Source organism: Sphingomonas sp., assembly GCF_013816785.1.
In the GTDB taxonomy this organism is placed as follows: Bacteria; Pseudomonadota; Alphaproteobacteria; order Sphingomonadales; family Sphingomonadaceae; genus Sphingomicrobium.
In genome coordinates this window covers 73,919-83,303 of sequence record NZ_JACDDV010000004.1, presented here as the reverse complement: position 1 = coordinate 83,303, position 9,385 = coordinate 73,919, and the positions used below count along the sequence as shown (strand labels likewise).

At 63.5% G+C, this 9,385-nt stretch carries 9 protein-coding genes and 1 pseudogene; 8 read left to right on the top strand and 2 right to left on the bottom strand.

Annotation, left to right across the window (positions count from 1 at the left end):
- The 4 genes and pseudogenes from H0W65_RS02180 to H0W65_RS02165 all read left to right on the top strand — a co-directional run.
- Positions 1-246, top strand: a pseudogene (locus tag H0W65_RS02180) (pilus assembly protein CpaE); the annotation flags it as partial.
- 62 nt (positions 247-308) lie between these two features.
- Positions 309-1,280: a type II secretion system F family protein gene (locus tag H0W65_RS02175; RefSeq protein WP_294003353.1), complete on the top strand. Its 972-nt coding sequence runs from the start codon at positions 309-311 to the stop codon at positions 1,278-1,280.
- 9 nt (positions 1,281-1,289) lie between these two features.
- Positions 1,290-2,276, top strand: a complete 987-nt coding sequence (locus H0W65_RS02170; protein WP_294003351.1) for a type II secretion system F family protein — start codon at positions 1,290-1,292, stop codon at positions 2,274-2,276.
- Positions 2,277-2,398: 122 nt separating this feature from the next.
- Positions 2,399-2,854 carry a hypothetical protein gene (locus H0W65_RS02165; RefSeq protein WP_294003349.1) on the top strand — a complete coding sequence of 152 codons (456 nt, stop codon included), beginning with the start codon at positions 2,399-2,401 and terminating at the stop codon, positions 2,852-2,854.
- A gap of 3 nt (positions 2,855-2,857) precedes the next feature.
- On the opposite strand, the gene glyS is transcribed toward H0W65_RS02165, so the two are convergent.
- Positions 2,858-5,179 carry a glycine--tRNA ligase subunit beta gene (gene glyS / locus H0W65_RS02160; protein WP_294003347.1) on the bottom strand — a complete coding sequence of 774 codons (2,322 nt, stop codon included), beginning with the start codon at positions 5,177-5,179 and terminating at the stop codon, positions 2,858-2,860.
- On the bottom strand, positions 5,176-6,084 hold the full coding sequence (locus tag H0W65_RS02155) for a glycine--tRNA ligase subunit alpha (protein ID WP_294003345.1): 909 nt from the start codon (positions 6,082-6,084) through the stop codon (positions 5,176-5,178). Before H0W65_RS02155 ends, glyS begins: the two co-directional genes overlap by 4 nt.
- 163 nt (positions 6,085-6,247) lie before the next feature.
- Here H0W65_RS02155 and H0W65_RS02150 point away from each other — a divergent pair, with 163 nt between their 5' ends.
- The 4 genes from H0W65_RS02150 to H0W65_RS02135 all read left to right on the top strand — a co-directional run bounded on the left by H0W65_RS02150 (position 6,248) and on the right by H0W65_RS02135 (position 9,314).
- Positions 6,248-7,144 (top strand): TraB/GumN family protein, encoded by an 897-nt coding sequence (locus H0W65_RS02150; protein WP_294003343.1) that lies wholly within the window; start codon positions 6,248-6,250, stop codon positions 7,142-7,144.
- A gap of 185 nt (positions 7,145-7,329) precedes the next feature.
- Positions 7,330-8,013 (top strand): 50S ribosomal protein L25/general stress protein Ctc, encoded by a 684-nt coding sequence (locus H0W65_RS02145; protein ID WP_294003341.1) that lies wholly within the window; start codon positions 7,330-7,332, stop codon positions 8,011-8,013.
- Between the two features lie 132 nt (positions 8,014-8,145).
- Positions 8,146-8,718, top strand: a complete 573-nt coding sequence (pth, locus tag H0W65_RS02140; protein ID WP_294003339.1) for an aminoacyl-tRNA hydrolase — start codon at positions 8,146-8,148, stop codon at positions 8,716-8,718.
- A 2-nt stretch (positions 8,719-8,720) separates the two neighbouring features.
- Positions 8,721-9,314 (top strand): TIGR02466 family protein, encoded by a 594-nt coding sequence (locus H0W65_RS02135; RefSeq protein WP_294003337.1) that lies wholly within the window; start codon positions 8,721-8,723, stop codon positions 9,312-9,314.
- The last annotated feature ends 71 nt before the right edge of the window (positions 9,315-9,385 follow it).

Sequence of the window (9,385 nt, the reverse complement as noted above, 5' to 3'; positions counted from 1 at the left end):
GAGCGGCCCGTCGACATCAGCTTCCCCGACGACCGCAAGGTCGCGGCGCAAGCGGCCAAGCTCGGCAAGCCGATGGCCGAAATCGCCACGGGCAAGATGGCGGCGCCCTACACCCAGTTGTCGAACATGGTCCTCAACCATGCCAGCGAGGAAGGCGCCAGCGCCGACCCGAAGGCTCCAAGCGGCAAGAGCCTGGTCGATAATCTGAAGTCGATGCTGGCCAAGCCGAAAGACAAGGCCGCCTAGTTGATATCGCCCGCGCGCCGGCCCTCGCCGTCGCGCCAAGCACGAACAGGATGGACGGACGCATGGTCTACATCATCATAATTGCGGTCGGCGTCCTCGGCGTGCTGTTGCTTGGGGCCAAGGCGCTCGGCGGGCCCAACGCACGCAAGTCGGTCAAGCGCCGCATGGAATTGCTCAAGGAACGTCACGCCGACGGCGTCCTGGCGGCCAACGCACAAGCGCAGATCCGCAAGCTGATGGCGGCGCGCCAGAACCGCGTCGAAAGCCTTTTCTCGACCCTGATCCCCAAGCCCGCGCTGATGCGCCGGCGGCTGGAGCAGACCGGTAAGCAGATCAGCCTCGGCCGCTATGCGATGGTTTCCAGCGGCATCCTGCTGTTCATCGCCGCGCTGCTGATGATCAAGGGCGCACCGTTTTTGCTGGCCTTCTTTGCCGGCTTGTTCGCTGGCATCGCGATCCCGCATTTCGTGATCGGCTATCTGATCAAGCGCCGGCTGAACAAGTTCAATAGCAATTTTCCCGACGCCCTCGAATTGATGGTCCGCGGCCTGCGCTCGGGCCTGCCGATCACCGAGACGCTGGGCATCGTCGCGACTGAAATCGGCGGGCCGGTCGGCATCGAGTTTCGCGCCGTCAGCGACAAGATGAAGATCGGCCGGACGATGGAAGCCGCGCTTCAGGACACCGCCGATAGGCTCGGCACCGCCGAGTTCCAGTTCTTCGTCATCACCCTGGCGATCCAGCGCGAGACCGGCGGTAACCTCGCGGAGACGCTGTCCAACCTCGCCGACGTGTTGCGCAAGCGCGGGCAGATGAAGCTCAAGATCCGCGCGATGAGCTCGGAATCGAAGGCCTCGGCATACATCGTCGGATCGCTGCCGTTCATCGTCTTCACGCTCGTCTGGTTCGTCAACCCGCACTACATGAGCGGCTTCTTCGTCGATCCGCGCCTGATCATCGCCGGCCTTGGCGGCCTGTGCTGGATGAGCATCGGCGTGTTCGTCATGGCCAAGATGGTCAACTTTGAGATTTAGGGACGCAGCATGACCGGACATCCCACTCTTCTCGGCGTCGACGTCATCTGGGTCGCCACCCTGCTCAGCGCGGTGGCCGCGTTTGCCGTGCTCGTCGCGCTTTACGCGGCGACCACGGTCAAGGATCCGATGGCGCGCCGCGTCAAGGCGCTGAACGAACGTCGCGAACAGCTAAAGGCGGGCATCGTCGCATCGACCAACAAGCGCAAGAGCCTGACCAACCGCAACGCGGCGGCCGACCGGGTTCGCGGCATCCTTGGCAGCTTCAAGATGCTGCAGGACGACCAGATCAAGAAGACCCAGATTCGCCTGATGCAAGCTGGGATCCGCACCAAGGACCTGGCCTTCTTCATCATCTTCGCCCGCTTCGTCATGCCGGTGGTTCTCGGCTTGCTCGCGGTCGTTCTCATCTACTGGATCGACTATTTCCCCGACTGGTCGGCGTTCAAGAAATACGCCTTCGTCGCCGGCACGCTGGTACTGAGCTACAAATCGCCCGACCTGTGGCTGTCGAACAAGGTCAAGAAGCGCAGCCATGCGGTCCGCAAGGGCCTACCCGACGCACTAGACCTGCTAGTGATCTGCGCCGAGGCGGGTCTTACTGTCGACGCCGCCTTCAACCGCGTCGCCAAAGAACTCGGCAAGGCTTATCCCGAGTTGGGCGACGAATTCGGCCTGACGGCGATCGAGCTCGGCTTTTTGAACGAACGCCGCAACGCGTTCGAAAACCTGTCCATGCGCATCGACCTCGAGGCCATCCGCGGCGTCGTCACGACCATGATCCAGACCGAGAAATACGGTACCCCGCTGGCCTCGGCGCTGCGCGTGCTGTCGGCCGAATTCCGCAACGAGCGGATGATGCGTGCCGAGGAAAAAGCGGCCCGCCTGCCGGCGATCATGACCGTGCCGCTGATCCTGTTCATCCTGCCGGTGTTGTTCATCGTCATCCTCGGGCCGGCGTCCTGCTCGCTGTCCGACAACCTGTTCAAACACTAGCCGCTTCCTAGACCGGGGGGCCGTCGCCGCCGTTCCTTCAGGGGCGGCGGCGATTGTCGTTTCGGGAACGGAAAGGCGGCGCTGGCGGTTGAACCGGTGACAACGCCAACAGGGGAACCGTCATGCTTGCCTTCACCACCGACCAGTGGATCATCGTTCTGCTCGTCTTCGTCCTCGGACTGCTCGTTGGCGGTTTCCTGTTCTCGGGCGGCGGGAGGCGGTGGAAGACGCGTTACAACGCCGAGGTCGATCGCCGCGTCGAGCTGGAGAAGACTCACACAGCGCGCGAGCGGGAATGGCGCGAACAAGACAGCCTGCGCACGGCGGCGGACCGCGATCGCGAGCGTGCGCTGGCCAAGGAACGCGCGGCGACTATCCCGGTCGCCGCAGCAGCGACCGCGCCAGTGGTAACCGACGTCCGCGACACCAACAACGACGGCGTCGTCACGCGTGACGAGAAGCCGGTCGGTTTCGTCGACCGTCTGCTCGGCCGGGATCGCGATGGCGACGGCGTGGCCGACAGCCGTGAGACGCCCGTGGACCGCGACGGCGACGGCATCGACGACCGCAAACAGTAGGAACTAGCCCTCGATCTTCGAAAAATCCGCGACGCGATGCACCGCGTCGCGGAATCGCGCGAGCAGGTTTAGGCGGCGAGCGCGGATGCCCTGGTCAGAATCATTGACCGTCACGGTCTCGAAAAACGCGTCGATCGGCGCGCGCAGTGACGCCAGCGCGGACATCGCGGCGGCGAAATCCTCCGCGACGATCGCCGCCTCGGCCTTAGGTTCGGCCTCATCAAGCGCGGCCATCAGGGCCGCTTCATCGGAAAGGACTCCCGATTGCGACCCTGCCTCCACGTCCCAACTTTCCTTCTTCAAAATATTCGCCGCCCGCTTGTAGCCAGCCAGGAGGTCTTTCCCCGCCTTCGTCTCCACGAACGCCTGCAATGCCCTCACTCGGGCGAGCAGGCGAACAAGATCATCCTCTCCGCCCAGTGCAAACACCGCGTCGATGAGGTCATGGCGGACCCCCGCTTCGCGCTGCTGAACTTTGAGGCGTTCGGCGAAGAAGGGAACAATTTCTTCTCTAAGAATTCTCCAATCAGGGATTAAGTAGGCGCGACCTTCCGTCACGTTGTCATCATATGCGGAATTACCGTCGTCGTTGAAATTGACCAAATGAGCCGTGACAAACTCTATGTCATTGATCTCATCAAGATCTTTGGTGTGCAACTCAATGTCGTGAAAGGTTCGCTCTAGTAGAATTGTTTGCTCACAACCTTCGTCGGCTATCACGACTTCGGAGAGAGGTCCCCAACCATAAGCTCGACGGCCAGGATGGGTGTTCCATTTTCGAACTTGCCACCAAAAGAATTCATCAGCGATGGGCTTTAACTTCAAACGGATATTTGAAGCTAGCAGAAGCTCAATTACCCCTAGAGCAGACCTACGAATAGCATAGGGGTCCTTGGAACCCGACGGCCGATTTTGGGAACCAAAGAACTCAAAGACGGTATCCAATTTGTCCGCTAAGCTAACCGCCACCGTCACGGGCGCTGTAGGCACCCCGTCGCCTTGCCCGACCGGCTTGTAATGATCGCGCACCGCGTCGGCGACGGCGTCTGGTTCGCCCTGGGCGCGGGCGAGGTGGCCGCCGATGACGCCCTGCAGCTCGGGAAATTCGCCGACCATGCCGGTGACGAGATCGGCTTTGGCGAGGCGCGCGGCACGTTCGACTTCGTCGGCGAGCACGTTTTTCTCAACTCGACCGTCGCCCTTTACGATCCCTTCGTCGACCAGCCAGCGCGCCAGTTTTGCCACTCGCTCGACCTTGTCCGCGACCGTGCCCAGCTTTTCGTGAAACACAATCTGCTCGAGTTTTTTCGCCTGCTCCTCGAGCGGCACCTTCAAGTCCTGCTCCCAGAAGAAGCGCGCGTCGCTGAGCCGCGCGGCGAGCACGCGCTCATTGCCCGCGACAATCGCGTCGCCGCCGTCGTTGGCGTCGATGTTGGCGGTGCAGACGAAGTGCGGGGCGAGCTTGCCCGCCCCATCGCGCATCACGAAATACTTCTGGTTGATGCGCGCGGTGAGCGCGATCACTTCTTCGGGCACATCCAGAAACTCCGGATCGAACGAGCCGAGCAATGGCACCGGCCATTCGGTCAGCCCGGCATTCTCGACGACCAGCCCCTCATCCTCGACCAATAAAAAGCCGGCATTCTCCGCCGCCTCGACCGCGCCGTTGCGCACAATCGCCTCGCGCTCCTCCTGATCGACGATCACATGGCAAGCGCGCAGCTTCTCGACATAGTCCGACGCGCCGCCGATGGTAATCGGCCCGGGATGGTGGAAGCGATGGCCAAGCGTCGCTGCGCCGCACGCGACGCCGTCGATCGCGACCGGCACAATCTCCTCGCCGAGCAACGCGACGATCGAGTGCAGCGGCCGCACCCATTTGAGCGCCGCCGTCGAACTCGACGCCGCGCCCCAGCGCATCGACTTGGGCCACGGAAAATCGCGCACGATCGCGGCGACCGCTTCCGCCAATACGTCGGCCGTGGCGCGCCCCTGCTTTTCGATCACCGCGAACCAGGTGCCGTCGCGGTCCTGCAGCTGGTCCCGCTTTAGCCCCGTCTTGCGCAAAAACCCGTCGAGTGCCTGCGGGGGAGCCGAAGTCTTTGGGCCTTTCAGCTCCTCGCTGGCCGCCTCGGTCGACGCCGGTAGCCCTTTGGCGATCAACGCCAGCCGTCGCGGGGTCGAATAGGAGATGATCCCGCCATGCGACAGACCCGCCTCTGTCAACGCCTCGGCCATCATCCGCGCCAGATCGTTGCGCGCCTTCGCCTGCATCCGCGCCGGGATTTCCTCCGACAGCAGTTCAAGCAGGAAGTCGGCGCTCATGGCCCCTCTCCCGCTGAGGCAGAGGGGTATTTATATTCCATCCACGCCGCGCAGGCGCCTTTCGCCAGGTCGCGGACGCGGCCGATATAGGCCTGGCGCTCGGCGACCGAGATCACGCCCCGCGCCTGCAACGTGTTGAAGATGTGGCTCGCCTTGATCGCCTGCTCATAGGCGGGGATCGGCAGTTGCGCGGTCAGGCAATTCTCCGCTTCCGCCGCGACCTTTTTGAACAGGTCGAACAGCGACTCGGTATCGGCGACCTCGAAATTCCATTTCGACATTTGCCGTTCATTGTCGCGGAACACATCGCCGTAGCTCACGCCCCCCTCTTCAGCTTTGGCATCGTTGAACTTCAAATCGAACACATTGTCGACGCCCTGGATGTACATCGCCAGTCGCTCGAGCCCGTAGGTCAATTCGCCCGCGACCGGCTTGCAATCGAACCCGCCGACCTGCTGGAAATAGGTGAACTGGGTCACTTCCATCCCGTCGCACCACACTTCCCAGCCCAACCCCCACGCGCCGAGCGTCGGGCTTTCCCAATCATCCTCGACGAAGCGGATGTCGTGCCTCAGCGGATCGATCCCGATCGCATCGAGTGAGCCCAGATAAAGCGCCTGCAAATCCGCCGGGCTTGGCTTCAGCATCACCTGATACTGGTAATAATGGCCGAGCCGGTTGGGGTTCTCGCCATAGCGGCCATCGGTCGGACGGCGACACGGCTGGACATAGGCGCACTTCCACGGGTCGGGGCCGAGCGCACGCAGCACCGTCGCCGGGTGAAAGGTCCCTGCCCCCATTTCCATGTCGTAGGGCTGCAGGATGACGCAGCCGCGCTCCCCCCAATAGCGGTGCAGGGTCAGGATTAAATCCTGGAAAGACAATGTTGGGCCAGATTGGGCCACGCGTGCAGAAACCCCGGTTCGGAACAGTCGCAGCGGCTTTGGCGCATCGCCGGACGGCGGGCAAGTGTCGCACGGCGCCCGGGAAACGCGCGAGCACGACACTGACAAATGGATTCATCGTTCCTACATGCTTTTGCGCCGAAGGATCGGCAGAGGAGTTGCCATGCGTATCTGGAACCGCGTCCGAAACAGCCTTGCCGCATTGGGCATGGCGCTGTTCGCATCTGGCGCGGGCTCCGCCACACCGCCGACCGCGCGCCCGGCGATGTGGAAGGTCGCCGACGCCGACACCACCATCTATTTGTTCGGGACGATTCACCTGCTTCCGCCCGGGACCAAGTGGCGCAGCCCGGCGTTCGACGCGGCCGCGGCCGGTTCCGACACGCTGGTCGTCGAAACGCTGATCGATGAAAAGCACCCCGAAACGACGATCGGCGAGCTGTTCAAGTTGGCGGTCTCGCCCGGTCTCCCGCCGCTTGCCGCGCGGGTCAAGCCCGCGCGCCGCGCCGCGCTGGCCAAGGCGATCGCCAACAGTGGTCTGCCTGCCCGCGCCTTCGACCGGCTGGAGACCTGGGCGGCGGGCTTCCTGCTGCTGGGCGCGCAGTTCAAGGCGATCGGGCTCGATAGCGGGTCGGGCGTCGAGACCGCGCTCAAGCAACAGTTCGAGGCGGGAGGCAAATCCATCGCCCAGCTGGAGACGAATGCCGAACAGCTAAGTTTTTTCGACAAGCTGTCGGAAGCCACCCAGCGCGAGTTTCTCGACGGCGTGCTCGACGATCCGGCGACCATGAAGGCGCAGTTCGGCACCATGCTCGCCGCCTGGAGCAAGGGTAACGTCGCCGCAATGGCCAAGTCATTCAACGACGAGCTCGACGATTCGCCCGAAATGCTCGACGCGCTGCTGGCACGCCGCAACGCCAATTGGGCGCGGTGGGTCACGGGGCGCCTGGCCAAGCCGGGAACGGTGCTGGTCGCGGTCGGCGCCGGCCACCTGGCCGGCGACAAGTCGGTCGTGAAGCTGCTCCAAAAACAGGGCGTCAACGTCAGGCGCATCCAGTAAATCGCGTTACCCTTGGGGTCGTTGCAAATCGCGTGAAATTGCTCACGGCGCACCGGATCGCCGTGACCCGCGCCAAGTTGGTCCCAACTTGCCATTGTCGCCCGCCGCCTTTATAGGCGCGCGCTTGCCCACCCATGGTCATCCCTGGAGGCGTGGCGGGGCATTTACACGAAGGAATATGCGAGATGAGCGAACAGCTGACGCTGCCCGCCGAAGCGCGCGAACGGGCTGGCAAGGGAGCCTCCCGTGAACTGCGCCGCGATGGCCGGGTGCCTGCCGTGATTTACGGCGACAAGAAAGAACCGTTGTCGGTGCATGTCGAGGAGAAGCTCCTCACCAAGATGCTGTCGAACGGCCACTTTATGAATACGGTGGTGATGGTCGATGCCGGCGGCAAGTCGCATCGCACATTGCCCAAGGACGTCCAGTTCCACCCGGTGTCGAGCCGGCCGATCCACGTCGATTTCCTGCGCATCGGCGAGCATAGCGAAGTCAACGTCAATGTGCCGGTGTTCTTCACCGACGAAGAGGATGCCCCGGGAATCACCCGTGGCGGCGTCCTCAACATCGTCCGCCACGACCTTGAGCTGGTGTGCGAGGCCTCGTCGATTCCCGGCCAGATCGAGATTTCGCTCGCGGGCCTCGACATCGGCGATTCGATCCATATCTCGTCCGTCAAATTGCCGAAGGGCTCGAAGTCGGCGATCGACGATCGCGACTTCACGATCGCCACGATCGTCGCTCCGTCGGCGATGAAGTCGGAAGAGGGCGACACCGAAACCGAAGCCGGTGATGTCCCGGTTGTTGGCGAGGAAGGCGAAGGTGAAGAGGGCGAAGCGCCCGAGGCCAAGGGCGGCGAAGAAGGGTAAATCTGCTCCCCACCCGCATGCGGGAGGGGAAGAGCCGCGGAGCGGCGAAGGGGAGGGCCTGTCCATGCGTCACGTCGCGCTCGACAGTCCCTCCCCCGCCCCCTCCCGCAAGCGGGCTGGGAGGTAAGTCTCATGCAAATCTGGGCAGGCCTCGGCAATCCGGGCGCGCAATATGCACTGCACCGGCACAATGTCGGCTTCATGGCGGTCGACGCGATCGCCGCGGTGCATCGCTTCGGCCCGTGGCAGAAGAGATTTCGCAGCTTGGTCAGTGAGGGCCGCATCGGCCGCCACCGCCTGCTGCTGCTCAAGCCGCAAACCTTCATGAACGACAGCGGCGACGCGGTGCAGCAGGCGCTGCGCTTCTACAAGCTCGATCCCGACGCGCTGACCGCCTTTCACGACGAGCTCGACCTCGCGCCGATGAAGGTCAAGGTGCGGATCGGCGGGGGGCTGGCCGGGCATAACGGCCTGCGCTCGATCGATGCCGGCCTCGGCCCCGATTTCCGCCGCGTCCGCATCGGCATCGGCCACCCCGGCCACAAGGACAAGGTCACGCCTTACGTGCTCGGCAATTACGCCAAGAGCGAGATGGAGGCGCTGAGCGATCTGCTCGGCGCCGTCGCGGCCGAGGCCGAATGGCTCGCCGATAGCGACGAAGTACGCTTCATGAGCGACGTTGCCCGGCGCCAAAGCGACGAGTGACCATGCGCACACTCTTCGCCACCCGGCTGTACGAGGCAACGCTCGACGATGCACCACTGCTCGCTGACTTCGCCCATTCGATCCGCACCTTGGCGGTCGACGATGGCGCCGGCCGGCGCTGGAGCCGCGAGCACGGCTACCCCGGCTACACCAGCTACGCCTCGCTCGACGACCTGCCTCGCCGCGACCCGGCCTTCGCCAGCTTGCAGCGGCTGCTCGTCCGCCATGCAAGTATCGTTGCGAACGAACTCGCCTTCGACCTCGGCCGTAAACCGAAACTCGACAGCCTGTGGGTCAATTTGCTCAAGCCCGGTGGGCATCACAGCGCTCACATCCATCCCCATTCGATCCTCAGCGGCACGCTCTATGTCGAAGCGCCGGCGGGCAGCGGCGCGATACGCTTTGAAGATCCGCGACTGGGGCTAATGATGGCCGCCCCGGTCCGCCGCGACGACGCTCCAGAGGAGTTGCGGCCATTCGCTAGCGTCGAGCCGAGCACCGGCCTCCTCCTGATGTGGGAAAGCTGGCTGCGACACGAAGTGCTGGCCGGGACCACACGCGACAATCGACTTAGCGTCAGCTTCAATTTCGCCTGAAGCGAGGCTAAGGAACGTCATTCCGTCATTGCCAGCGTCGCTTCGCTCCTCGCAACGACGCCAGAAGGATG